Raw genomic sequence first — 26,253 nt, 5'->3', positions numbered from 1 at the left:
CAATCACTCATCAGGTGAGCGACGACCCCTGACGCGGGGTCAGAAGACGCCGACCTGGCCGCCGACCATCATCCATGTGAACAGGGCGGCGCCGACGGTGCTGGCGACCCAGATCGAGCGCGTTCGCACCTGCAACCAGACGTTGAGGGCGACGAGCGCCGTGAACTGGGGGATGATGACGTCGAGCATCATCATCCATCGTCCGCCGAACGTCGGCAGGCCGATGACGTCCATTCCCGGACCGATCCCGAGGTAGCCGGGCACGAAGTGGAACAGCCAGAGCAGGCACAGGCCGAGAATCGCGCTCACCCACGCGAAACCGAATCGCTTCGCCCAGAGGAGGCTGAGCCGTTCGCCCTCGCGCGCCGGAATTCGGGACACGGTGTTGAGGGAGAGGCCGTTGACCACGAAGAAGAACGACCAGATGATGAAGAAGTAGGGGAGGAGGACCAGAGCGCGTTCAGGGGTGAGCGGCTTGAGCATCGGCCACAGCACTCGGAACTCCGGTCCCCTGAAGAAGGCGCTCATCGCGACGACGACGGCCGGCCATGCGACGAGGACGAGGGAGAGGAGAAGGGCCGTGCCGATTCCGCGCGCGCGATCGGTCTTGGGGACGACTCCGAGCTCGGACCATGTCGTCGTCCTGCCCACGCCGAGGCGCTTCCAGACGAGCACGACGACGAGCGTGAGGACGGTGGTGACGACGAGCCACGTCGCGATGCCGTTGCCCATCTGAAGCGGGAGGAAGGGGATCGCTGCGGAAACGGGGTCCTTCCCTCCGCCCTTCTGCGTGCACAGGGGATAGAGGATGATCGTGGTGACGATTCCGAGTACGGCGGAGACGACGAGACCCCGGCGGCCGCTTCCGGCGTAGGAACCCTCGGAGGCGCGGAGCCCGGCGAAGGCCGGAAGGCGCAGGAGCAGGCCGAGGAGGGGGATGAGTGAGGCGACGAGGGAGAAGAGGGCGATTGCCCCGCCGATCTCCTTCCACTGGTAGACATGAGAATCCGAGGGGATCCAATGCTCGTCCTGCGCGCCGTCGCGCAGAGCCGTGTTGAACCAATCGACGACCGCGGTGTTCGACGCCCCCGAGGTCATGACGCCCAAGTGGGTTCCCGAGACGAGTTCGGCGCGTCGCGCGCTGCCGTCGGAGAAGTCCCCGTACGTGTGGTTCCACTCGAGGACGTCGGAGTCGCCCAGCCCGAAGGCTTCGAGTCGTGCGGGGTGGGTGGTGAGGGAGGAGACGGGGAAGGTCTTCTCCCGGTAGGGGCCGATCTCCTCGTTGTCCCCCTGAACGAGCAGGTAGTTTCGGACCTCGTGAATATCGGGGTCGCCACCGTTGCCGGACAGTGCGACGACTGCGCGCACGTCCTCGTCGGACTTGGCGAGTTTGACCGCGTAGATCGATCCGGTGGAGTGACCGTAGGTTCCGATCATGGTCGGATCGACGAAGGGGAGGGATTTGAGGTGGGTGAGGCCGTAGGCCGCTCCGGACAGGATCTCCGGGTCGACGCCGTGCTGGGTGGAGTACCCATGGCCGAACTGGTCGATGCTGAGGACGACGAAACCGCGCCGCGCCAATTCGATGGTCCCGAAGGTGGTCGTCGCCTCCTTGTCCGATTGGTAGCCGTGAAGGGCGAGGAGTCCGGGTGCCGGGTTCTCCTTGGTCACCCAGGTCGGTCGGTAGATCTTCGCGGTCATGGGAACGTTCGATTCGGTCATGAATTCGACGGTCCGAACGTCGACGCGCCCGAATCCCCGGTCGGCTTCGACGCAGAGGAATGCTCCTGAGATCGAGAGGACGAGGAGGAGGGCCAGGGCGGTCCAGAGGCTTCTCGGCGAGGCGCCTCGAATGGTCGCGGTATCGGGTGAGGTCGTGGTGGGCATGGTCGTCTCCTTCCGTCTCATGCTCTGCTCGAAGGGCGTCGGCAGTCGCGGGTCGATGTGGGGATCCGGTAGATGGAAGTGGAGGCCGCGATGTAGAGGTCGGTGCCGCTCTCGCCGCCGAAGCAGAGATTCCCGACCTTCTCGGGAACCGGGATTCTGCCGATCTCGCGACCGTCCGGGGCGAAGACGACGACCCCGTCGAGACAGGAGGACCAGACGTTGCCGTGTTCGTCGACCTTGATCCCGTCGGGGACTCCGGGGTTGACCTCGACGAAATCCTCGCCCGCCTTCACCCGCCAGTCGTCGATGAGGTATCGGCGGATGTGATGGCGACCCATTGCCCCTTCGCGATTGAGCGCGGCGGAGTCGGCGACGTAGAGGATCGTCTCGTCGGGGGAGAACGCGAGCCCGTTGGGCTCGACGAGGTCGGTGATGGCGACTGTGAGTCGTCCCTCGGGCGTGATGCGGAAGACCCAATGATCGCAGTACTCGCGACTACCGGGGTGGCCCTCCTCGGGGTAGATGATCCCGTAGGCGGGGTCGGTGAACCAGATGGAGCCGTCGGAGGAGACGACGACGTCGTTCGGGGCGTTGAATCTCGCGTCGTGCCAGTGGTCGACGATGGTGCTGATCTCCCCGTTCCGATCGCGTTCGAGACGCCGTCCTCCGTGGGAGCACTGGATGACCGAGCCGTCGAGATCGATGGTCCGCCCGTTGACGTGGTCGGGGCGCTCGAGGTGGATGGTCGCTTCGCCGCTCGCGGGATCGAAGTCCCACACGCGGTCGCCGATGACGTCGGAGAAGCGGAGTCTATTCGCTCCGGGGATCCAGCAGGGGCCTTCGAGCCAGCGCCCCCCTGTGAAGACGCGATCGAGTCCCGTAGGATCCGGGATGAGTTCGTGGAATTGCATGCTGTTCTCCTTGTGTTCGCCACATCGTCGTGGTGAGCGGTTCATGAATGCGGGGCGATGATTCGGATGAGCGTGGAATCATCCTCGGCGCCGCGCCCCTGCGCATTGCCGAGGATGTAGAGCTGTTCGGCGGCGGCGGCCACGGGAACGGCGATGCCCGCGCGCTTCGCGGCGGAGGTGACGATGCCCATGTCCTTGACGAAGATATCGAGTCGCGAGCACACCTCGGGATCGGCGCCCTCCCAGGCTTCGATCGCGCGGGGCCCGCGGTTGCCGAGCATGAAGGACTGGGCGGCGCCGGCCATGAGCGCGTCGAGGACCATCCTCTGATCGAGCCCGAGCTTCCCCGCGAGGGCGAGCGCCTCTCCGGCGGCGGCGATGTGGACGCCGCAGAGGAGCTGGTTGACGGTCTTCATCGACTGCCCCTTGCCGGGGGCGTCGCCGACGAGGACGAGCGTTCCCGCCATCTCGTCGAGGACGGGCTTCGCCCTCTCCCAGACCTCGGGGGTCGCGCCGCAGGTGACGAGGAGGTCGCCCTCCCCGGCTCGGACGGGGCCGCCGGAGACGGGTGCGTCGACGAGGCCGATGCCCGTTTCGGCGAGGCGCGCGGCCTCGGCCTCGACGGCCTCGGCGCCGACGGTGGAGGTGAGGATGATCGCGGCTCCGGGTTCGAGGACCGGGACGACGCCGGAGGGCCCGTGGAGGACCTCCTCGAGCTGGGCGGCGTTGCGCACGGCGATGAGGACGAAGTCCGCGCCGGAGGCGGCCACGGGGGCGGAGTCGGCGACGGCGACGCCGTGCTCGGTGGCGAGGGTGCGGCGCTCCTCGAAGGGGTCGAATCCGGTGACCTCGAAGGTCTTGGCGAGATGGGAGGCCATGGGCAGTCCCATCGCTCCGAGACCGAGGACGGCGATTTGCTTCGACATGGGTGTTCTCTCCTTGAAGGTGGGGGCCGTGGACCTCGTCGTCCGCGGTCGGGTGGGGATGAAGGTGCTACTTCTCGAGCTTCTCGACGACGTCCGCGAGGGATTCGTCGGTGCCGACGTTGCCTGCGAAGACGATATAGGGGACGCCGGCGGCGATCCCGTCGACGGAGGACCAGAGGGAGACGATGCCGGGGAGCATCGGTCCGATGACTCGGGCGCGCCGGATCTCGAGGCCCTTCGAGGCGACGTCGGAGGAGGTGATCCCGCCCTTCGCGACGACGAATCGGGGAGTGACCCGCTCGACGACGCCGTGAACGACGGCGACGATCGCCGCGGAGATCGCGCGCGCCTGGGCGAGGGCGGTGTCCGCATCGAATCCGGAGAGCATCGCGCGCGAGGTGCGCAGGATGATCGTGTTCGTTTCGAGGGCGGCGGCGGCCTTCTCCACGAGCTCGCGGATGTGCTCCTCCGCGCGGTCGCCGGTGATGATTCGCGCCGAATCGAGGACGAGCACCTCGGCCTCGGACCTCGCGGTGAGCCGGTCGAGCTGGCGGGCGGTGACGCCGACGTGCGAGCCAACGACGACGAGGCCGCCGGCGCTCGGGATCCTCCCGGAGCGCGACTGCGCGATCTCCTCGGAGGTGAGCGGCTCGTGGGCGATCTGCCCGATGCGCTCGCGGACGAAGGGCGGGCCGACGCGGTAGACGAAGCGCGAGCCGGCCTCCTCGGCGCGGATGAGGGCGAGGGCGAGGGCTCGCATGTCTGAGGCCTCGACGACGTCGACCGCGATGGGCTGCGAATCCCGGGCGCTCCTCAGGATCTCGACCGTCCGATCGGGGTCGGTGCGCAGGGTCTCAATGTCGATGAGGAGGACCCGCCCGGCCGGGGTGCGGCCGCCGGTCTTCTCCTCCACCCAGTCCGCGATCATCGAATGGGCGTACCCGAAGGTGTTGTCCTTCGCGAACTCGGACTCGGCGGCGGGGACGTAGCCCGTTTCGGCGGATCCGGCGTAGTGGATTCCGCGCAGGGTGATCCTTCCGGCCTCGGGGAAGGCAGGGACGAGGACGACCCCGTCGACTCCGTGTTCGCCGTTCTCCTCGAGGGCGGCGGCGATCGTGTCGGGCTCGAGGGGGAAGTGGCCGCGGAGCGTCGAGTCGGAGCGGGAGACGAAATCGATCTCGACGCCGAGGCGTTTCGCCGAGGCGAGGGCGGAGGCGACGACCTCGCGATTGACGCGCTCCGCGTCGGCGGGGGCGAGGGAGCGCGAGTTCGTCATCACGTAGACGGCGGGGAAGCCCGTCGCGAGGGCCCAGTCGAAGTCGGCCTCCTCCCATGCGGTGAGGACGGGCAGATCCGCGACGGACTGGGTGCCCGTCGGGTCGTCGTCGAGGACGACGAGGACGGGGCGCCGGGCGGCGGAGGCACGGGCGGCGTCGACGTCGGCGGGGGAGACGGGGGCGTGCGGGGGGAGCCCTGCGACGAGTTCGTCGCGGCTGATGAGCGGCATGACACTCCTTCGGGATTCGGGCCCTCTCGTCCGAGCACCATTGCTCAGACCTCTGAGGACTGGTGTCACTATACGCCACGCATCGGCGTGCGCGCAAGTAGTCCTCTGAGGACTTGTGGATTCCGTTCCTACTCGACCGTGTTCGCGAGAAGATCGAGCCGCGTCTGCGTCATGTGCGAGCGCATCGCGTCCTTCGCTGCCTCCTCGTCCTTTGAACGGATCGCGTCGAGGATCGCCCGGTGGTGGTCTTGGGCCCGCCTGCGCACTTCGGGCTGTGAGGCCGTGACGAAGCGGGACTCGTGAAGCGCCTGGGCGAGGGGGGCGAGCACGACCGGCATGAAGGGATTCGCGCTCGCCAGGAGGATGCGCCTGTGGAAATCGAGGTCCGCATCGACGTTCGCCTCGATCTCCCCGGCCGCCGTGGCCTCGTCGATCCGTTCGAGCAGGGACTCGAGGGCCTCGAGGTCCTCGTCTGTGCGGTTGCGCGCGGCGAGACCTGCGGCCCCGACCTCGATCATCCGTCGCAGTTCGACGAGTCGGAGTCCGGCGTCGCGCGGCGAGGACTCGCGCATCGTCAGTGCGATGACCGTCGACAGATCGGTCCACCGGGTCCGCGGCGCGAGGAAAGTGCCGCGTCCCTGCTGCACCTCGAGGACCCCCCGATCCTTGAGGACCTTCACGGCCTCGCGGACGGTGAGGCGGGAGACGTCGAGCTCCTTCGCCAGGTCGACCTCGCCGGGCAGGGCGTCGCCCTCGCGGTACGCGCCCTCGACGATCCTGTCGATCACGGTGTCGACGACCTGTTCGACCAAGTCCTTGCGCATGCCCCCTCCTTCGCTCATTAGGATTCTCCCATAGATGAGGAGGGGCCTCTAGATGAGGAGGGGCCTCTGAGCCTTCTGGGGTGAACGTCCGCCCCGCCCTCGCCGAGCGCCCGACGATTTGAGGTGTCAGGGCGAGCCGGCACTCTTACCCGCCTTAAAGGGTTTGTAAGACAGTGTTTTAATGGCTAAAATAATTAATAGTCAGAAATACCAATATTTGCCTTCAAAAACAAATTATGGCATCAGAGACGGAAAGTCCCCCCCCATGAAAGTTTCGTTCAAGCAAACCCTGTCTCTACTGCTGGCGCTGGCATTGATACTTCCGGTGGCAGTGATATTTTCCCGGCTGCTGACAGCTGACGCTGCGGAAACCAGCAAATACCAAAATTCCATGGAACTGGAACCGGTGAAGCTTCCTGATGGCAAAACAACGGAAGAGTTCGTCAAGAATCCGGAGCAGCCAGATATCTACACCCTCCGTAGCGATTATCGGGTTGAGAGAGATGGAGACTATGCCATCAACTACCAGCCCTATGTGGCGACCGTAGGGGCAGGTGCTACTCAAGACGAAAAAGGCAAGGTAAATAAGACTATTAGCCTCCCGGATTTCCTGGGTTACGATAAGCCTCAAGGTAATTTCCCTATCGACTACGACACGGTGGTTAACGAAGCTAAAAAGGGCGAACAGAGTGGCGATGATGAATACGGAAAGACCTATCAGAAAACTCGATCCTTTAAGTACCCGGCTGTAAAAAATAGCGTCAAGATCAAGCATGTTTTCCAAGACATCAATGATTTTGACAAATATGGTACAAAACCCGGGGAAACAGAAATAACTGAAACTACTGAGGAAGGTAGCGTCGGTTCCGATCTAGAAGTTAAGCCTTTAGATGAAGCTCAAATAGCGGGTTTTATTCCAGAGGCTGATTCTATTACGGTGCAGGTTCCCCAAGACACGAAGAATTTTTCAGTGGAATACCGTTACAACCGTAACCACTATGACGTCACTTTCGACACCGATGGGGGTGCGGAACTTCCTTCCCGCACTCTGTACTACGGGCAGGTCATCCCCACTCTCGAGAAAAAAGATATTCCCGAAAAAGTGGGAGCTACCTTCCAAGGTTGGAAGCCTTCGATTGACCTAAAAGATGAATCTGGCAAGACGACGTTTAAGGCCGGCGAAGTTATTAAAGACAGCAGCGGGAATGCGATTAAAGATCTCAATGCTAAGCTGATTATTCCGGCTGAAAACGTCAAGTTCACCGCGGCGTGGAAAGATAACGAGAAGGCAGACTATGTAATCCAATTTTGGACGGAAAAGGCCGACTACCCCGAGGGGGCTTCTCTTTTAGAAAAGTACGACTTCGTGGGTACCCATGTGTATAAGGATCAGGCCACCGGTACTCGTCCAGACCTTGAAAATGAGACGGTAAAAGGGGTGGAGTTTCCGGATCTAGATCAGGCGCGGTTAGATAAAATATGGAACAACCAAAGATTTTACCGTGGCGCCTTCCTTTACCTTAATAAATTTTATAAATACAATAAAGATTTAACCGATAAAGAAAACGCTGATCCAAATAGCCCAGACGTAGTAAAGGCGGTTTCTTCCACCGGCAAAACCATTTATAACATCTATTATGATCGCCAGGTGTATGACCTTTACTTTACGAAGTCGAATGCTAAGACGGGTGATCAAGCTGAGTCGACCTTCTATCCGGAAATTTGGAGACACGGTAAAAAGTTAGGGGAACCAGGTAATCCATACCACTTTAAGGCCCGGTTTAACCAGTTGATGACAGAGTGGCCAGATGACGCCCAGGAAACCAAGGGGTTTTCCGAGGGTAAGCAAAGTTTTGGCTGGGGACCAAACTACGTTATTCCAAATTGGCAATACCGCGATACTCCTCCCTACCGGCTCTCGGCTGAAGAGTTTCTCGATATGGCAGCCTACGAGAGACTGGGTGGTTACACTAACGAGATTGATGCCGGAAATGGCGTCACTTTGGACGTCAACTGGAATGCTAAACCGAGAACTTTCACTACTCTTTCCTTTGGTATCGAACAACGGGGTGGTTCCGGAGAAGAAACTCAGCCAATACCTCACCACATGGACTTTTGGATGGATGTGGATGGATGGGTTTGAGTCCGGAGAGACCATCGTTGACTACAATCTCTATCGAACCAAAGCGGATACCGAAAGTTCAGCCTATGGTCACCCGTACCCAAAGGTGCAGGGCTTTACCCCTTACGGCCTATCCGAACCCTCCCAGAAGCTTACCGAGGATGAGCTTGCTGCTATGAACGAGGAGCGGGCAGATACAACTCCCCTTCCTGACGAAACGGTAATAGACCCCTATGGCAACGAAAAAACCAAGGGCGACATGCAGTTTATGCGCACTTTCTTTAACCGAGCCGATGAATTCGGCGATCCGCGGGCAGAGGAAGGCGAGCCATTTGATAAAAATGGCTATATTCGCTTCCAGTACCACCGGAATAAGTACAAGTTGCGGTTCAACAATGACCCCGCAAACCTCAAGGACGACAGCGAGTACGACGAGACCAATCAGACAGACGTCTTCTACCAAAAACCCTTAAAGGATTTAGACCTAGATAACCCGCAGACCTTAATTGATCTAGAGCTGACGGATCTGGTGGAAAAAGATGACGAGGGAAATGATCGGATTAAGAGGCCTAAGGGCCTCGCACCCCAAATGGTATTTAAGGGTTGGGCGCTAGACCCGGCCGGGCAGAAACTGGTTTGGGAAAACAAGGAAACTATGCCTGTGCACAACCTGGTGCTCTACGCCAAATGGGGGGAACCAGACTATAAGTGGAAGGTAACCTTCGATCCCAATGGGGGCAAGCTAGATCCCATTGAGGAGAAGAATGTTACCACCGCACCTAAGACCATTAAGGAAGGCGATGTCTCTGACCAAAAAGAAGTCACCTACGCGAAAAAGGGTGAAAACGAAGGGGATAAGCAAGTCTTTACTGTAGTGCAGCGGCAAAAACTGGTAGAACCGAATAAACCAACCCGAAAAGGCTATAGCTTCATGGGTTGGGAGGTGCTGCGCTATCAGAAGGATGCCAATACCGGCGAATACACCGACAAAGTGGATACTTCTTATCGGGACACCTATAAAGTTCCGGAACTTTACTCCTACGGTAACGACGTAGTCAGTTCCATTTACCTGAAAGCCATTTGGGTAAAAAATGATATGCAGGATGTAAAGGTTTTCCACCACTTCTTGGATAACGATCTCGCAATTGATAAGACCGTGACGGATAATCCGGCTACAGAAACTAAAGGAAACCAGCGCGCCGAAAAATACGTGGCCGCCATTGGTTCTAAGCAAGATGCCAAATGGATTTTGGCTTCCGATGAAGAATTGCGGAACACCAAAGACGAAGAAACTAAAAAACTCTATGAGGGTTATCAAAAGCTGGCTGGCGAGCATCGGGCAACGAAAGATAACACCTATTTCCAGACGCTTAGGGTAGAACCGAAACAGATTCTAGAAGACGGGAAATTAGTTGATAATCCGAAAGCCAAGGACAATGAGTTCCACTTCTTCTATCGCCCCTTCCGGACCCGTGATTACAAGGTTAACTATGTGGACCAAAGAGCTGAGACAGAGCTGGCGAAAGCCACTACCGATGCGGAAAAGAAAAACATTATAGAGAAGTACCGTATTCTAGACCAGGAAACAGTGACTAGCCTCTGTCGACATTACGATGCCAGAAACTATAAGCCGATAAACGGCTGGAGGCTAACGTCTGCTCCCCAGCAGCAGCTCTTCTACGATGTAGATGAAAAGACTAATGAATTCAAAGGAATCAACGGTACCGGTTCCGATGAGATTACCTTCTACTATCAGGATGTCAGGGTTATTGAGGTGCCCTCAAATAGTCCTACTCCTCCAGACGGGTACGTCCGGGTAACCTTTAAGGCCAGTGAGGGCGGCTCCTTCGGTGCCGGCACAGATGGGAACCCCATCAAAGAAATTAATTACGATGTACTGAAGGGGCTTAAGTCTGATCTGCTTCCAGTTCCCCAAGAATTGGAGAATGGAAAAAAGCCGGACGAGAACAAGCACTATGTCACGCCGGAAGAAGGCAAGAGCTTTAAAGAGTGGGATAAGGAACCACTTTTATCGCCGGGCACGGAGATAAAAGAAAACCATACCTTTACCGCACAGTTTGATTGGTCAGATCTGATGACTAAAGGGGTGGCGACTACCGAGTCCTTTAAGGCATCCGATGACACCTGGATCAATAATTTTGTGCCCACTCTGGATGAGCTGAAGGCAGCTATTCAGCTGCAGAGTAAAGACAAAACCAAGATAACGAAACTGCCTGATGACGCGACGGTAGAGTTCGTAGATGAAAACGGTACCTCCGTAGCCACCCAGAATGATCTTTACACGCTGGTAAAAGAAGAACCGGATTCAAACGAACTTGTTCGTACCGTGAAACTCAAAGCGAAAGTTAAGTTTGCGGGCCGAGAAAAGATTGAAGAGATCGAGTTGCCCATAAGGGTTTATAAGAACCGGTACGATGCGCCCCCTACGGGACCCATGCCAGACTTCTTGAAGCAGGCAACCGATCCTCATGGCGATTTGGCGAAACTCTTGGATGGAAAAACCTATGTAAAGGTGACGGTGGAGCCCTCCAGTCGACTGGACAAGCTGCCTCCTCAGAGCTATTGGGTTAACCCCAAGGCTTGGGTAGAGATTCCCGAGATTGCAGTCAGCGATAAAGATAAGGCCGCAACCGGGTTGAAGCATTGGTCAGCTGATAAAGCTGCCCAAAATGAGGGGCAAGCTAAACTGGGAGTTTATGACTTCACGAAACGGCATAAGTTCAGTGAGGACACGGAGATCACCCCGGTATTTGCAGAAAAAGTGGTGCCCTCCGTACCAGTAACCGGAGCTAATGTGCTGGTTTATCTCTATGCGGCAGCCTTGTTTACTGTAGCTGGCATTGCGCTGGTGATCAGCAGGACCAGGAGGAAAGCGTAGCGGGCATAACCCGCGGGGCTGCTGAAGCTTTGGTGGAGGCTTTGCCAGCGCCAAAGTCAGCGCCAGTGCCAAAGTCAGACTCAAAGTCGAAGTTAGCGCCAGCGCCAAGTTCGCCAGCGGCTCGTTCGGATGAAGAAGTAGGCGGAGGCGCAAACGAAGAAGTAGACGACGAAGCGGCGGCTCGAACCGGGAAGGTCCGGGCCGCCGCTCGGCGCTCACATTTCACTCAGTCACGGGCTGGGTAGTTGATCCGGGAGACGTGTCAGCGAACTCTACGTGCGCGGCCGTTTACGCGCTTGCGCAGGAGAAGCGCCCAGGCGCACGCCCCGACGAGTCCGCTACCGCCGATCCCTACGAGGATCCACTGCCACCAGTTCGAGCCGCTCCCGTACGAGGCGGAACCGCGCTCAGGATTGAGCAGGGCGCTCACTGGGGTAGCGGGCTTGGTGAGTGCCCGCGTCGTGGACGCTCCTGACTGTGAGGAGTCCGCGAAGTCCAGACCCGCGACGCCGCTCGACTGGGATTCGTCGGCGCTGGAAGCGTCCGATGCGTCGGAGTCGGAGCTCGTTGACTCCGCGTCGGCCGCCGAGTTCGACGACAGTAGTGAGCCGGACACGGTCGACCCACCGGTTACCGGGGTTCCGGTCTGCCCGGCACCCTCGGCGAGGCGCGCGGCGGCCGCGGTCGGGTTCTCGATCGGCGAGGCCGGGGCGCTCGCACTTGCTGAGGGGGAGCCCGTGGACGGTGATCCGGTTGACGGGGAGGTGCCCGGAGCGGGCGTGGGCTGGACGGGCCGCTGCGCACCGTTGTTCGGGTTCGTCCAGTTCCTGTGGGACTCGGCGTTGAGCTTCGCGACGAGTTCGTCGATGGGAAGGGTGTCGCCGGGCTCCGGGTTCGGTGCGGGCGAGGGATTCGGCTCAGGCGAGGGGTTCGGCTCAGCGCCCCTCTTGATGGTGTCGTCGCCGACGAGGAAGATCGCATGGAGCGTCTTCTCGATGGTGGAGCCGTCAGCGAGGTGCGCGGTGTAGACAAAGTCGGTCGAGTAGCGCCCGGGCTTCGTGAAGTAGAAGGCCTGGTGGTCGTGTGATCCAAAGAGGTAGTGGAGGACCATGTCGGGCTTCGTCGAGTCGAGTCGGGGCGTGAATCCCTCGAAGAGGGAGGAGACGCCGGTGACGAGGCGACCAGGGCCGGTGAAGTTCCTCATCGCGACCTCGACGCCCTTGCTTGAGAGCTGCGAGTAGTCGACCCGCTGGGTTGAGAAGCCGACCCAGGGGATGCCCTCGAGCTGGGTCTCGGGCAGACTCCACACACCTTCGGGCGCCGCAGCGGCGAGTTCACTGTAGCCCTTCGCGCCGGCGGGGATCTTCGCGTGCGTCGAGTCGGGGACGGCGTAGGCGAAGGTTCCGGAGGCGCGGTGGACGGGATGGCGCGGGTCGGCGGTGTCGTCGACGAAGACCTCCGCCTTCCCGTCCCTCAGGGACATCGCCTGATCCATGTGACCTTCGGTGATGATGTGGATCGCCGAATCGCCGGGATGGGAAGGGGTGGACGGGTTGGCAGGATCAGGTATCGAGGGATTGCCGGGCTGAACGCCACCGCTCGGTGGCGCATCGGCATCCGGATTCGCAGGGTTTGGAGAGGGTGAGGGCGCCTCGCCGTTGTTCTCCGCGGTGATCGCGCGCAGCGCCGAGATCGCGGCGTCGCCGACGACGAAGTGAGCGGAGCGGGACTTGTAGGAGAAGTTCCCGTCCTTGTCGCGCGTCTCGATGTTGAAACCGACGGTGTAGACGCCTGGCTTCGTGAAGACGTGGGCGAGGGGAACTGCGGCTGCATCGACGGTGAAGCCGCGGTTGGGGTCGCGCGTCGTATCGAGGGTGACGTTCATCGCCCCGTCGGTGACGGTCCCCGCGATGTAGCGGCCGCCCTTGGGGCCGTCGAAGGTGTCGACGGAGTAAACGGCTGGCCCGGAGCGCAGATCGGCGGGCATTTGGGTGAAGTCGAATCCGAGCGATCCGTGCTCACCGGAGGTAGGCAGGACCCAGCGGTCGCTGTCGGCGGTCGTCTGTTTGAGTGAGTCGGGGATTTCGAGGATCGGTTCCCCGGGGATCGACTTGTCGTTCGCGTTCACCTCGAGGGTCACCCGCTTGATCGGCACGCCAGCCCGCACATCATCTTTGAAGGTCCCCTTGTAGACGTAGTGGGAGGGGGAGGAGGGTGAGGATGGAGCCTTCGCAGTAGAGCCGAAGAGCGCTTCGATCTGCTTGCGGGCCTCGGCCTGGGTGAAGGGAGGCTCGGGCTCGGCGGGCGTCTCCTCGGTGGAGAGTTCGCCGGAAGCGATCATCTTCTCCTTCACCTGCTCGGTAGTCGTTCCGATCGGAGTGAGGGAGGTTGTGGTGCCTTCGGGCAGACCGACCTCGTCATCGGAGCCGACGAGCCACGTGATGGTCGAGGGCAAGGAATTAACGGCTCTCTGGGTCAAGGTGGACGTGTAGGAGGCAACCATGTCCAGCCGGTAGACGCCCGCTTTCGAGAAGGTCCAGTTCCAGTGGCCGTGGGAGCCAGCCTGGAGGGAGAGCGGCGCGAGCGAGGGGTCGGAAGAGAGCCCTCGACTCAGGGAGTTCGTGCCGACGGTGCGCCACACCTCGACGGCTCCGGGCCCGGAGGAATTCGCGATCGAGAGCTTCACCTCGTCAAGAAGGATCCCCTCGGGCTGGGCGACCTCGTGCGCCGTGTCGAAGGCGCCGATGCCAGCCCAGACGGGACGCCAGTTGTCGATCTGCTCCTGGGGGGCACGCCAGACAATGTCGCCGGGCTTGCCAATGAAGTTGAAGAGGCCACCCGAGGGGACGACCATGCGTGAGACTTCCTGGGAGTCGGAGGTACGCGCGTCGGGGGCGAGTCGGACGCAGACGGAGTTTGGGTCCTTGACGACTTTGCGCCCATCGACAACAGTAACGGTGAAGGTGTCGTCGACACGGGTGACGTAGGCGGCGTCAACATGCGCGTGGTGGAGGAGCTTGCGGCCAGCGCACACGTGGGGAACGCGGCCGTCGGGCCCAGGGGTCGCCTCCGGGTCGGCGCCGGGCGAGCCCGCAGGAACCGTGAGGTCGGCGGGCACGAGGTCCCCGTAGCCAGCCTCTCCGGGCAGGTGCTCGGGATCGTCGGGCGCTCCGGGGGACGAGGGTGCGGCCTCAGCGTTGGTCGAGCCGGAGGCGTACTCCGTGGGAGAGGTCGTTTCTGACGGGACTGCGTGCGCCACGGGTGCGGTGAGTATCGGCGCGGCGAGCAGGGCGGCCGCGGTGAGGAGGCCGGTGAACGGCAGGGGCCTCATGCGAGTGTCCTTTCTGTGGTCTGCGCCACCGGTCGGGCGCGAAGGAGGAGTCCGCGCCCGGGCGAGAGGAGCTGAGCGAGGACGAAGAAGAGGGTCGCGACGAGGACGATCGCCGCGCCCGAGGGGATGTTGAGCGACCAGGAGGCCCAGATGCCGAGGAAGGCAGAGACGGCACCGATGACCGGGCCGATGAGCATCATGGGGATGACGCGGTCGGTGAGGAGTCGCGCGGTCGCCGCGGGAGCGATGAGAAGCGAGAGGACGAGGACGTTCCCAATCGTCTGGATGGAGACGACGACGGCAGTAGCGATGGCGAGGTGGAGAAGCAAATCGATGCGCCCAACGTGCAGGCCCGCCGAGATCGCGAAATCGCGGTCGACACTTACGAGAACGATCCGGTCGTGGAAGAGCGCGAGGGCGATGCCGATTGCGGCGCACGCCCCGAGGGAGATGAGGACATCGGTGTTCGTCACGCCGGTGAGCGACCCGAAGAGGAGCGACTCAAGGGATCCCGTGTAGCCAGGCGTTCGTGCGACGACGACGAGGCCAAGGGCGAAAGCGGCGGCGAAGAAGACGCCGATGACGGAGTCTTCGCCGACCCGGCGGTTCTGGGAGAAGACGGAGATGAGGATCGCGACGAGGATCCCGGCTGCGGCTCCTCCCAGGAGGATCGACCCCTGGAGCGCGAAGGCGATCGCGATTCCGGGGAATACAGCGTGTGAGAGCGCATCGCCGACGAAGGAGAGTCCGCGCAGGACGACGTGCGCACCGACGAGGCCACAGACGAGTGAGGAGAGGACAGCGATGAGGAGCGCCCTCGGGAGGAAAGCGAGCGAGGGGTTTGCGAGGTCGGAGAGGAAGTCGAGGAGGCTCATCGGCGCACCATCCCGAGGGAGCGGAGGAGTGCGGAGTCCTTAGAGACGTGGAAAGTCTCCATCCACGGCTCCGGCGAGCAGAGGGTGGAGGGCTCGCCCTCGGCCCTCACAGTCCCGTTGAGCATGACGAGTCGGTGGCAGATATCGACGGCCTGCCCGAGGTCGTGCGTTGACATGAGGATTCCGACTCCTGAACGGGCGAGGTCAACGAAGAGGCGAGATAGCGCGTCCTGATTCGGGTGATCAAGCCCGGTGAAGGGCTCATCGAGGAGGAGCAGACGCGGCGAGGTAACGAGCGCCCGGGCGACGAGGATCCTCTGCTTCTGACCGCCCGAGGTCTCGTTGATCGTCCGGTTGCGGAACGCGTACATTCCGACTGCGTCGAGAGCCCGGTAGACGGCCTCAAGGCGCGTCGCACCTCGAGGCGCGCGACGCTGACCGGTGAAGGCGGTCGCGACGAGCTGGGCGGCGCTCATCGGATAGTTCCAGTCGAGATCCTGGCGCTGCGGGACGTAGCCGATGACCGAGCCGCTCGCCTCGATGCTCCCGCGGTAGGGGATGAGTCCCATGATCGCGCGCATGAGCGTCGTCTTGCCAGCCCCGTTCGGCCCGATGAGGCCGACAAGCTCGCCCTCGTCGACTCGAAGGGACACATCCTCAAGGATCGTCCGCCCGCCAAGGTCGACGCGCAGGCTGGACACCTCCAGTGCGCGACTCATCGCTGAGACCCCCGGTCGTCGGCATCATCGGATGCTTCCGGCTTCGGCTCGACGGAGCCGGAAGTCCCATCCTCGACGATCCTCTCAGCGACCCGCTCGCGCTCGTGGCTGCGGCGACGGGCGACGAGGACGAGAGCGACAAGGACGAGGGTCGTGGCGCCGAGCCCCGCGGCGATCCACAGCGGGAGAACGGTCGAGCGGTCGACGGCCGACGGCGAGTCAACGGGAGCGGGCGACTCAGGGGCGTTCGAGACGCTCCACTGGGCTTCGAGTGCCTTCTGCGCGTCGGCGGCGTCCCCGACGGCAAAGCGGAGGACGCGAGTGTCCTCGACAGTGGTGCCGTCGGTGAGCTGGGCCTGGATGCTGAGGCGGATAAGGTGGATCCCCGGTTGCGTGAAAACCCAGTTCGCGTGGGTGTGCGTGTTTGCGTCAACGTGGATCGGCTGCGAGTTCGGCTTCGTCGAGTTCCACAGCTGCTGGGGGCCGGAGAAGTTTCCGGCCTGGACGAAGGCGTGGAAGTCCCCCTCGCCCTCGTGTCCCTCGAAGACGAGGGTCGCGCCCTGGGCGAGTCTGCCGACGACCTCGGGGTCCTGGGTGTTCCAGCCGAGCCACACGACGTTGGCGATCTCAGACTGGGGGACGGCCCAGACCGGGCCGTTCGCCGAGATAAAGGAGTACTGGTCGTCGGCGGGGAGTTCGAGTTTCGCGGCGTCGGAGACTCGTAGGACGACGTCGTCAAGGTGGCGCCAGGTCGGCGTCTGAGCGGAGTCGTCGCGGGCGAGGAAGGTCCACGCGCCGTCGAGGAACTTCGGTCCGAGGTCGACGTGCCCGGCGGAGATCTCGACAGGCGTGCCTTCGGGGGCGACGGTCTCGTTCGAGTCGACAACCTGGGTGAGGGCGGGGTCCTGCGTCGTCGTGTCTGTGGCGACTGAGGCGGGGGCCAGGGCGATGAGAGCCGCGGTGGCGAGCGCGAGTGCGTGCGTGAGTTTCACTGGTCTCCTCGGGTGGGATTCGGGATGGATGCCTCCGACTCGAAGGGCCAGGCGGGTAGCGAGGCGGGGTCGAGGCAGGACTTGATCGAGCGCGTGTTGAACACCATGAGGTCGAGGTAAGTGGGGACCTCGTCGGTGAGCGTGTCGGAGTGGAGCGAGCAGACGGACTTACCGGTCGTGTGCGCGAGTGCGACGAGCTCGCCGAGGTGGGAGCGGGAGATCGGTTCGAGGAAGACTCCGGCGGCTGGCGTCTGCTCGAGGACACGCGTGAGGTTAGCGAGTTGGAGGGCCGAGGGCTCGAGGGACGGGTTCGGCGCGACAAACCCGCCGATCCGCAGCCCGTAGGCCTTCGCGTAGTAGCCGAAGGAGTCGTGCGCGGTCACGAGGGTACGGCTCTTCTCAGGGATAGTGGCGACGACTTCGCGGATCCACCGGTTGAGGGCCTCAAGTTCGGCGTCGCGGGCGACAGCGTTCGCCCGATACTCGGCCGCGCGCGAGGGATCGAGGGCGGCGAGGCGGTCAGCGATGAGGTCAGTGTAGGCGATGGCGTTCTTCGCATCGTGCCACATGTGCGGGTCGATCTCACCGTGGACGTGGGTTCCGATAACGGCCTGGGCGAGGATGCGGGCGGAGGTGCCTGGTTCGGCGAGGAAGCGCCACCGATTGTCGGGGATCGTGGTCGTCGTCGTGTCCGGGACGGCGATGACGATCCGGTCGGGGTCGAGGTCGCCTGCGGGGGCGTCTGCGCGCAGGGTCATCGAGCCCTCAAGCTTCGCTGTGAGATCGGCGTGCCCGGAGTCGAGGACGCTCCGCCCGGTGGAGTGCGGGTCGACGCCGACGGCGAAGACGAGGGTCTTCTCACCGAGCGGAGTGTCGCCCGTCGGCGAGTGGAGCGTCGCCCGCAGAGAGAGCGAGTAGACGCCGGGCTCGGTGAAACCCCACGACATGTGGGTGTGAGCGTTGGTCGGGAGTTCGACGCGGTCGTTCGAGTTGATCCCATCCTTCGAGGCGATCCACGGGCGCGGTTCGCCGAAGGTGCCGGTCGTGAAGGCGGCGAGGTCGCCGGGGCCGGTCGCCGAGACTGCTTCGAAGGAGACGGTTGAGTCGGTTGAGGCGCGTCCGTCGACGCGCAGCCCGAGCCAGATCGTCGCGAGAGAGAGGTCCTCGACGAGGGGAATCGGACGTGCGCCGAAGGGGACGGACTCTTCGCCGAGGGCGACGTGCTGGGCGCCCTTTGGGAGGTTCGCGTCGATGGAGGAGGTGAGTGCGCTCTGCTCGAGGAGCAGTCCGTTGGAGAAAGCGATGTCGGCGTGCGCGATGTCGCGGAGGGCCGCCATCGAGGGCTCGAAGGAGTGCGGATCAACGCTTGCGGGGACGAGCGTCGCGATGCGCGCTCGCGGGGCGACCGCGCGCACGAGGTCGGCGATGATCGGCGTCGTCGCAACGATCCGAGGCTGCGACCCGTCATCGGCCACATCAGCACTGCCAGGTGCAGCGGACTCTGATCGTGCGCCGGGAGGCTCCTCGGCAGAGACTCCGTCGTCCGCGAGGACGGGGGCACATGCGCCGAGGAGCAGCGAAGGAGCGCCGATGAGGAGGGAGAGCACGAGGGCACCCCCAGCGCGACGCGCTCGGGTGCGCCTCACCTTCTTGCCCACCGTCGTGCGGCGAGCCCAGCGAGGGCGAGGAGCGAGGCGAGGACGACCGGGGTGGCGGAGCGTGCGCCGGTCGATGCGAGACCGCCGGGAAGGGCTGAGCCGTCGACGATCTTACCCTCGGCGCGCAGACGATCGATCGTCGCCTGGTCGAGTTCGCAGGGGTGCCCGTCGGCGGTGCGGCCGACGTAGACGGTCGTCGAGCCTGAGCTGCTGCCGCCGAACCAGCGGGCGCCGACGAGCGAACCGAAGTTGCCGGACTCGAAGACGGCGAGTGAACCGGGGCCGGAGACACCGTTGAGCGTCCAGGTGACATCGCCGGTCGTGCGGGCGAGGAGGCTGGGGTGCATCGTGTTTGCGCCGAGCCACGGGACGGAGGGGACCTGGCTTGAGGAGATCATCCAGATCCTCTGACCTTGCTTCGCGATGAACTCGATACCGGCGGGTGCAGTCGTCTCGGCTGCGGAGCCAAGCCCGAAAACGAGGGAGGAGGGAGCGACCCAGCGCGCGGGCTGCGAGCGGTCGTCTTTGACGAGCATGGAGATCGACGAGGGGCTGGCACTCGTCCCGATGTCGAAGTGGCCGGAGTCGGCGTTTCCGGCACCGCCGACGTTGAAGGAGAGGATGCCGGAGGTCGAGACACGGGCACCGGACTTCAGGGTCGTGGTCTGGGTGATCGAGACTTTGTAGAGGCCGGGGGCGGTGAAAACCCAGTTCGGGTGGACGTGGGTGTTCGCTCGTATCGTGTGGGATCCGCCGACTGCAGTGCCGCTCCCGTTCGAGGTGACGGGGGTGGGGAGGCACTGCTCGGCGGCTGGCTGTACGGGCGCTTGGGGGGCGGTGGACTGAGGCGCTGGCGCTGGCGCTGGCGCGGGGGTCGGGGTCGATCCGGTGCCGGGCGTCGACGGCTCGACGGGAGCCGACGCTCGGGGGGTGGCCTGCGCGATCGCGGTGGCGCCCACGGCGAAGGTGTAGGAGGCTCGGTCGGAGACGAGGCGCCCGTTGGGGGTATCGACCTCGCCGTGGAGAGTGAGGGAGTAGGTGCCCGCGTCTGTGAAGAGCCAGTTCGCGTGCTCGTGGGCGGGCGCGTTCTGGAGGATCGAGCGCCCGGGAGCGGCCTCGAGGGAGCCCTGCTCGAAGATCGGGGAGGTCGCGCCGAATGCGGCCGAGCGCCAGAGGAAGATGCGACCAGGCCCAGAGACCTCGTCGATGACGAGGCGGATCGCGGTTGGGCGCAGAGGGGCGATGGCGTTCGAGTCCCAACCGGGCCACAGGAGAGCGGGATTCTCGGACTGGGGGAGTGCGTAGCCGGCGGTTCCAACGCCTTCGATCTTTTTGGTCGCGCTCGTTTTCGTGGCGTCGGTGACACCGAGGACGAGCTTTGCGGGGTTGTGGTAGGTCGGTGCGCCCGGGGTGGTGACGTCCTCCTTGGCGACGAGGGAGATCGTCGGCCCGTTGGGGACGAGGGTGAAGACGTCGGTGTGCCCGTGGGTGAGGAGCGCTTTTGTCGTTGATTCTCCGCTCTGCGGGTCTGGCGCAGCGATCGTCGGCGTAGCAAAGAGCGCGAGGGTGAGGAGCGCGGTGAACAGGGCGAGGAGGGGATGAATCCCGCGGTGGGTGGCGCGCATGATGAACCTTCTAGCGATAATGAGAATGACTCGCATTATCGTACGGGGTTGTCTGCGAACCGCGCAACCTCGAGTGTGAGGTCCGGATCACGCTCGCCGCGTGTAAGGATGCGAGAAGAGTAATTGGTGCCGTCGAGGGGGTGGGCCTGCGCCCACCGCTACATCTGTGGACAACGTCGACGCGATGCCTGAGTCGGCTGGATATGCTTCCGCAATCATCGCAGGCCCCACTTAGGCCTGCGACAACAAACCACCCATCACACAATGAACCAACCAGCTCGAACAGTGCACCTAGGGGTAAGTGTGAGTAACATGTGATTCTTCTTTCAAACGATGTAATAATCGATCGATAACCACTATCGTGGGAGCGCCTCAATAAGGATCGGCCGACGACAGAGTTCATTGGCGAGAAGCATTTCGAAAGGTAAGAAGGTGAACTTCACGAGAACTATTTTGGGTGGGGCGATGGTTGCCGCACTCGCGCTCACGGGCGCAGTATCCCCGACCCTCGCGGCTCCAGAGAACCTTGCGCTCGGCAAGACAGCGACGCAGGTTTCGACCGGTTGGTACGCCCCCGCCTCGCGCGCCAATGACGGTATAACCGATGGAGTCTTCGACAATGGTTCCGTCTCGCACACTAACTATGCGACCAACCCGTGGTGGCAGGTTGACCTCGGCGAAGAGTTCGCGCTCTCGAACGTCAACGTCTGGAATCGCTCGGACCGCAACCCCTGCCAAAAGGGGGCCTGCTATGAGAGCCTGAAGGACTTCTGGGTCGTCGCCTCCCGCGACGAGGAACTACTGTCCAAGTTTGATCCGAACCGCCCGCTTGCCGATGGCGTGAAGGCGCTCAAGGTCGACGGCGTCGGTGGCTTCCCGTCGAGCGTCGATTTCGGCGGCTTCCAGGCGCGTTATGTGCGCGTTATCCTGCCGGGTCCCTACACCCAGCTTGCGCTCGCAGAGGTCGAGGTCTTCGGTGAAAAGATCGTTAACGGAGAAGCACCGCACATCTCGCCAATTTCGATCGAGTCGGACGACATGGATAAGGTCGAGATAGCGGGAGACGATCAGTTCCGCACCATCACCGCACCCGAGGGGACGATCCTCGACCTTACGGCCGATGTGACGGGCGATCCCGCCCCGGATCTTCAGTGGCAGATCAAGGAGAAGGGCTTGAACCAGTGGGTTGAGCTCGACGGCGACACTGGCCGGGACACGTCGATCGCGGTCACTCCCGGCACCGACGGTGCCCAGATCCGCCTGCTCGCGACGAACTCCACCGGAACCGTCGAGTCCGGGATCGTCGAGCTCAAGCTGAAGGCCGCAGAGCCCGCCCCGAACCCGAACCCAGGGCCTGGAGTGAACCCGAACCCCGCCCCAACCGTTACCCTCGAGAAGAGCACCGCAAAGATCGGCGAGAGCATCGAGATCGTCGGAACGGGCTTCACTGCCGGTCACGAGATCAGCGCGGTTCTCCACTCCGATCCGATCACGATTGGTACCGCAGTCGCGGACGAGCGCGGAGTCGTGCGCTTCTCGTACACGATTCCCGCGACGACGCCGATCGGATCCCATGAGATCATTCTCACCGATGCGGCGACCGGGGTCAGCGTCAAGGTGCCTCTCCTCATCGAGGCCGCAACGGCCAAGGCCAAGGAGGCTAAAGGTGGCCTTGCCAAGACCGGCGCCGATGTGGCGGGTCTTATGACTCTCGCCGCGCTCTTTGCCACGACTGGAGCCGTTGTTTCGACGCGTGCCAAGCGCAGGAGCTGAGCGAGTAGTCGCAGAAAACGGCGTGAGCGGGTCGCCCCTCGGGGCGACCCGCTTCGTCATGCGCGGAGCATTGCTAGATTTGTGAGTGTTTGGCGGTGCAGAACAGAGCATTGTGACCCGCCAAAGGTCGAGAAAGCCGCCACATGCGTGTTGGAGGCGGAGGCCGCCACTCACTGTACTGTTCGGGGAGGTTGGTTTGTGTGATGGGTGGGAGGTTCTCGCAGGTTGAGTGGGTGTGTGGTGATTGTGGAAGTGGATTCAGGTGGCCACAGCATCGCGCCGCGGTTGTTCTGAGGTGAGGTGTAGCATCGGGCGTAGGCTCAGCCCGTCAACCGAGCCCTCACCTGCCCGGATTCGCTAGCGTGTCGCACACGCCACCAGGTACCGTGTAAAAATCCGCATGTAATGGAGCAAACGGAGTCGTCAGTGCTGACCGCAAGTGCCAATTTCTTGGTGAGGTTCCGCCATCTGATCTTTGTCATCATGGTGGTGGCGACCGGTGCGTGCGCTGTCTTGACTCCCAGGGTTGGCGTTATCAATGACATGGTGGAGTTCCTGCCCGCGACCTCCCAGATGCGTGCCGGCACCGACATCATGGAGGCTGAGTTCCCCGGCTCCATGGACACGTCGTCGACGCGCGTCATGTTCACCGGCCTGACAGCTTCCGAAGAAGAGTCGACTTTGGCGAAGCTTCAGGCGATCCCGAATGTTGATTCGGTGGGGTACGAGGCTCGGACTGAGGATTCAGACGGGATTTATCACCAGGGTGATCACACTCTGTTCATTGTTGAGTCCAAGCATGCTTATGGGTCGGCAGAAGACGCGGCGATCCAGCAGGCACTCACCGATCACTTCGCGATCAAGGGTGCGTTGATTGAGTCGGATAACCCGTCACCGACCTCAGAGCTTCCATTGTGGATCGTGATGGTTGCTGTTGGTTTGCTTGCACTGATCCTGTTTGCGATGTGCGCGTCCTGGCTTGAGCCGATTCTGTTCTTGGTCACGATAGGTATGGCCGTTGTCCTGAATTTGGGGACGAACCTGATTCGTGGGTCGATCGCAGATGTGACTTTCACGATCGGAGCGATCCTTCAGCTGGTCTTGTCCATGGATTATTCGATCATCCTGATGAATCGCTACCGCCAGGAGAAGACGCCTGATGGGTCGCGCCCAGAGGCGATGGTGCGCGCAATGCGGGGGGCTTTTTCGTCGATCGTTTCTTCGTCGATGACCACGGTTGTTGGCCTACTGATGCTCTGTTTCATGTCTTTGCTGATCGGCATGGATTTGGGTATTGCTTTGGCCAAGGGTGTGTTCTTGTCGATGGTGAGCGTGTTTACGATTCTGCCGACGCTGATCCTGTGGTGCGATAGGGCGATTGAGAAGACCGCGAAGCCTTATCTTCGGGCAAACTTTCATCCTCTTGCACGGTTCGAATATAAAGCTCGTATTCCGATCCTCGTCGCCTTCATTGCTTTATTCGCTGGCGGTGGCGTGATGGCTGGAGGCGCGCCGGTTGCGTACACGCTGGCGAAGGCGGATCCGATTGCGGATGTTTTCGAGAAGGAAAACTCGATTGTTCTTCTGTATCGCAATGGCGATGATGCGATTGCGGGCCAGCTAGCTGAGCGTATTTCCGATACTGATGGGGTTCGCTCTGTCATGTCTCAACCGACGACGATCGGACGCCAGCGTTTTGTCGACGATATGTCTGTTGCCCTGAGCGAAATGGGGAGTGAGGACCTGAGTTTCGACTCGGACATGCTGTCTTTAGTCTACTTCTTAGCGCATGACGGCCAGGCAACTGAGCGTATGAGTCTGCCGGCGTTCATTTCTTTCATTCGCAATAATCGGCTGATCGTGTCACGCACGGATGAAGACACGTTGAATTCGCTGGTGCAGCTGGAGCCCTATCTTGACCGTGATGCTCTGCTGGGGGTGCGAGGCCCCGCAGATTTGGCGAACTTCCTGGGGATGAGCGAATCCGAGGCGCGCGGAATCTACCTGTATCACGCGATCTCGAACCCAAATATTTCGGCCGATTCGATGACGCTTGGCCAGTTCGCTGACTTCATCGTCAACGACGTGCCGAACACTCAATACGCGCCCATGGTCAGTGGTGATGCGCGGGCTCAAGCGGAAAACCTGCAACGTTTCACCGATGCTCAGGCGATGACCACTCCGATTTCTTTCAAACAGATGGCGAATCTGCTGGGGGTTGATTCGTCGCAGGTGCGCCTGCTCTACGCGAAGAAGAAAGCTGAAACGGGGGAGTACGCGAACGATTCGCGAACACTGAGGGCTTATGTTGAAGCGCTCAACGCGGTTGCAACAAACGAACCGCAGGTCAGTGCCCAAATGGGGGAGAGGTCAGCGCAGCTGGCAAGCCTGATGGCATTGACTGATACCACAACGCTCGCTACACCGATGGATGTGCAGGGGCTGGCTCAGTTCCTGTCAATGGAGCCCGAACAAGTGGGGCAGATCCTTGCGATGCGCGCCACGCTTTCGGGGCACGACCCTGCAACCGCGACTACGGCCAGCCCGTGGGAGATGATCGATTTCCTGAACACGCAGGTCCAGGCGGGAGAAGCATCTCCGCTGGCGGGCTCTCTGACCGACGACCAAAAAGCGGGCATCGAGCAGATGTATCAGATCGCTTCCCTTGCCGTGTCCGGTCAGCAGATCCCACTGTCAACGTTCGCGTCCATCGTGTCGATGAACTCGGCTCAGCTTCAGGTGATCATTGCGATTGCGGACTCGCCCGCCCATGCGACCGACTGGCTCTACACTCCGCAGACGATTGCCTCTGACTTGGCGAATGACTCGTCTCTGTCAGAACAACAGCAAGCCGAGGTCTCCACCTTGCATTCGATCATCGATGCTTCGGTTGCGGGCACCTACTTTACGCCCAGGCAATTGGCGAGTTTCCTTGGCATGGACGCCAACCAAGTTCGTCAGCTTTCCCTGCTCCGCACCTCGATGTACGGCGATACGAGTTCGTGGAATATGAGCGCCTATGACGCCGTGAGCTTCATCCTCGACACGATGGCGTACGACCCTCAAACGTCCGGGAATTTCAGTGAAAGCCAGGTGAGCCAGCTGAGTGCCCTGCGTCAGGTCATGCGCGCTGTCGTTGATGACAGTCAGCTGAACCCAACTGAGATGACAAGCCTGCTGGGACAGCTTTCGGCGCTGACCGCTTCAAGTCGCTCGCTCGATACGAATCACGTCGCGCTTGCCTACCTGATTCACGGCGCGCAAACGGCAACAGATCGGGGTGAAACCGCTGGTCAGACACTATCGATCGCGCAATTGGTGGACACGCTGAATACGCAGATTTTGGATGATGCGTGCTTTTCTTCGTTCATCGACGACAAGATGCGCACGGCAATCACCGACGCATCACACCAGATCCGACAGGCCAGAATTCAACTGGTCGGGGACACCTGGTCACGGATGGTCATCACTACGACCCTGCCTGAAGAATCCGATGCGACCGAAGCGTTGATCGGCCAACTGGAATCGGCGTGCGCGGAGGATCTGGGCGGGAACTGCTACCTGGTCGGCAACTCGGTGTTGGTGCACGAGCTCAAGTCGTCTTTCGATTCGGAAATGAGTCTGATCCAGTGGCTAACTGCCGGCTCAATCTTCCTTGTCGTCGCGCTGACCTTCCTGTCGCTGTCGGTTCCGTTGCTACTGGTTCTGCTGGTTCAGTGCGGCGTTTTCCTGACGATCGCCACGATCGAACTGCAGGGATACGACAATTACTATTTGGCCCAGCTGATGGTGCAGTGCATTTTGATGGGTGCGACGATCGACTACGGCATCCTGCTGACAAGCCAGTATCGCGAGGGTCGGAAAGAACTTGATATCCGGCATGCACTGGCTCGCGCATACGACAATTCGATGCACACGATCGCAACGTCCGGGTCAATCATGATCCTCGTGACCGGCATTCTTGGCTTCCTATTTGAGAACCCGACGATCGCGCAGATCTGTCGCACCATTTCGATCGGCGCATTGTGTGCGTCCGCGCTGATTATCTTTGTCCTGCCGGCGTTACTTGCTTTGGGGGATAGGTTCTTCGCAGGTCGTGAGCGTCTGCGCTGATAAATATCGCGCTGATGCCCGTGTGCGCTGATAATCCTCGTACTAACGATCATCTGCACTCGCAGTCATATGCTCTGAAAAGTGCCTGCGC

At 61.7% G+C, this 26,253-nt stretch carries 15 protein-coding genes; 4 read left to right on the top strand and 11 right to left on the bottom strand.

Annotated features, from left to right (window positions below):
* Positions 1 to 39: 39 nt before the first annotated feature.
* From AC5RE1_RS01940 to AC5RE1_RS01920, 5 genes are all read right to left on the bottom strand, one after another.
* Positions 40 to 1,887: an alpha/beta hydrolase gene (locus AC5RE1_RS01940; protein ID WP_493938252.1), complete on the bottom strand. Its 1,848-nt coding sequence runs from the start codon at positions 1,885 to 1,887 to the stop codon at positions 40 to 42.
* A gap of 17 nt (positions 1,888 to 1,904) precedes the next feature.
* Positions 1,905 to 2,798: an SMP-30/gluconolactonase/LRE family protein gene (locus AC5RE1_RS01935; protein ID WP_493938251.1), complete on the bottom strand. Its 894-nt coding sequence runs from the start codon at positions 2,796 to 2,798 to the stop codon at positions 1,905 to 1,907.
* A gap of 41 nt (positions 2,799 to 2,839) precedes the next feature.
* Entirely contained in the window at positions 2,840 to 3,724 is an 885-nt protein-coding gene (locus AC5RE1_RS01930) for an NAD(P)-dependent oxidoreductase (RefSeq protein WP_493938250.1), read from the bottom strand.
* 67 nt (positions 3,725 to 3,791) lie between these two features.
* Positions 3,792 to 5,231, bottom strand: a complete 1,440-nt coding sequence (locus tag AC5RE1_RS01925) for a four-carbon acid sugar kinase family protein (RefSeq protein WP_493938249.1) — start codon at positions 5,229 to 5,231, stop codon at positions 3,792 to 3,794.
* A 128-nt stretch (positions 5,232 to 5,359) separates the two neighbouring features.
* Positions 5,360 to 6,055, bottom strand: a complete 696-nt coding sequence (locus AC5RE1_RS01920; protein WP_285067909.1) for a FadR/GntR family transcriptional regulator — start codon at positions 6,053 to 6,055, stop codon at positions 5,360 to 5,362.
* 181 nt (positions 6,056 to 6,236) lie between these two features.
* Between AC5RE1_RS01920 and AC5RE1_RS01915 the strand changes: the two genes are divergently transcribed.
* Together AC5RE1_RS01915 and AC5RE1_RS01910 are read left to right on the top strand one after the other, a co-directional pair.
* Positions 6,237 to 8,198, top strand: coding sequence for a hypothetical protein (locus AC5RE1_RS01915; RefSeq protein WP_493938248.1), 1,962 nt, complete (start codon positions 6,237 to 6,239; stop codon positions 8,196 to 8,198).
* Positions 8,179 to 11,076, top strand: coding sequence for an InlB B-repeat-containing protein (locus tag AC5RE1_RS01910; RefSeq protein WP_493938254.1), 2,898 nt, complete (start codon positions 8,179 to 8,181; stop codon positions 11,074 to 11,076). Before AC5RE1_RS01915 ends, AC5RE1_RS01910 begins: the two co-directional genes overlap by 20 nt.
* A 262-nt stretch (positions 11,077 to 11,338) precedes the next feature.
* On the opposite strand, the gene AC5RE1_RS01905 is transcribed toward AC5RE1_RS01910, so the two are convergent.
* The 6 genes from AC5RE1_RS01905 to AC5RE1_RS01880 all read right to left on the bottom strand — a co-directional run bounded on the left by AC5RE1_RS01905 (position 11,339) and on the right by AC5RE1_RS01880 (position 20,276).
* Positions 11,339 to 14,110 carry a choice-of-anchor M domain-containing protein gene (locus tag AC5RE1_RS01905; protein WP_493938247.1) on the bottom strand — a complete coding sequence of 924 codons (2,772 nt, stop codon included), beginning with the start codon at positions 14,108 to 14,110 and terminating at the stop codon, positions 11,339 to 11,341.
* 293 nt (positions 14,111 to 14,403) lie between these two features.
* Entirely contained in the window at positions 14,404 to 15,282 is an 879-nt protein-coding gene (locus tag AC5RE1_RS01900) for an anchored repeat-type ABC transporter permease subunit (protein WP_103631551.1), read from the bottom strand.
* Entirely contained in the window at positions 15,279 to 16,001 is a 723-nt protein-coding gene (locus tag AC5RE1_RS01895) for a metal ABC transporter ATP-binding protein (RefSeq protein ID WP_103631552.1), read from the bottom strand. Before AC5RE1_RS01895 ends, AC5RE1_RS01900 begins: the two co-directional genes overlap by 4 nt.
* Positions 15,998 to 16,993 (bottom strand): choice-of-anchor M domain-containing protein, encoded by a 996-nt coding sequence (locus tag AC5RE1_RS01890; protein ID WP_493938246.1) that lies wholly within the window; start codon positions 16,991 to 16,993, stop codon positions 15,998 to 16,000. The genes AC5RE1_RS01895 and AC5RE1_RS01890 overlap by 4 nt, the downstream gene beginning before the upstream one ends.
* Positions 16,990 to 18,639, bottom strand: a complete 1,650-nt coding sequence (locus AC5RE1_RS01885; protein WP_103631556.1) for an anchored repeat ABC transporter, substrate-binding protein — start codon at positions 18,637 to 18,639, stop codon at positions 16,990 to 16,992. Before AC5RE1_RS01885 ends, AC5RE1_RS01890 begins: the two co-directional genes overlap by 4 nt.
* The gene (locus AC5RE1_RS01880; protein WP_493938245.1) at positions 18,636 to 20,276 is read right to left on the bottom strand and encodes a choice-of-anchor M domain-containing protein; all 1,641 of its coding nucleotides are present in this window, start codon (positions 20,274 to 20,276) and stop codon (positions 18,636 to 18,638) included. The genes AC5RE1_RS01885 and AC5RE1_RS01880 overlap by 4 nt, the downstream gene beginning before the upstream one ends.
* Positions 20,277 to 20,708: 432 nt before the next feature.
* Here AC5RE1_RS01880 and AC5RE1_RS01875 point away from each other — a divergent pair, with 432 nt between their 5' ends.
* Positions 20,709 to 22,049 (top strand): galactose-binding domain-containing protein, encoded by a 1,341-nt coding sequence (locus AC5RE1_RS01875; protein ID WP_285067917.1) that lies wholly within the window; start codon positions 20,709 to 20,711, stop codon positions 22,047 to 22,049.
* Positions 22,050 to 22,502: 453 nt separating this feature from the next.
* Positions 22,503 to 26,162, top strand: coding sequence for an efflux RND transporter permease subunit (locus tag AC5RE1_RS01870; protein WP_493938244.1), 3,660 nt, complete (start codon positions 22,503 to 22,505; stop codon positions 26,160 to 26,162).
* Positions 26,163 to 26,253 lie beyond the last annotated feature (91 nt).

Source organism: Actinotignum sp. usb-actsch-rep-73, assembly GCF_059082735.1.
Note: the sequence above shows the minus strand (reverse complement) of the source record. Positions and strands in the feature narration are given on the sequence as shown.